Genomic DNA, 264 nt, shown 5'->3' with positions numbered 1-264 from the left:
ATCTGTTGTTTTTATCTTTTTTCAGAGCCGAATTCGTCTGTTCTTTCACATCAACGGTCATATCCTCCTGGTTGATTTTAATCACCGGAATCTCCCTTTTAATGCGCAGAAGGCCAAAAGCCGTCCGAACTTTGACGGTCAGCCGGTCGTCATCGTCTGTATTTTTTTTTTATTTATATTGGGTGATTTTATTTATAATCTATTTTGCTAAAAGAATGTATTCTTTGTGATTAATTTTTTTTATTTTGTTTTCTTTTGTTTTTT

1 protein-coding gene is annotated in these 264 nt (G+C 33.0%); it reads left to right on the top strand.

All coding sequences use genetic code 11. The features are described 5' to 3' along the window. Window positions 1-211, top strand: a 211-nt coding sequence (locus tag B0E34_RS22835) for a hypothetical protein (RefSeq protein WP_228423111.1), incomplete at its 5' end; no start/stop codon positions are given. Window positions 212-264: the final 53 nt, after the last annotated feature.

Origin of the sequence: Chryseobacterium mucoviscidosis, assembly GCF_002177115.1 — a bacterium.
In the GTDB taxonomy this organism is placed as follows: Bacteria; Bacteroidota; Bacteroidia; order Flavobacteriales; family Weeksellaceae; genus Chryseobacterium; species Chryseobacterium mucoviscidosis.
The sequence above is the reverse complement of the archived record's forward strand: the minus strand, read 5'-3'. Positions and strand labels throughout refer to the sequence as shown.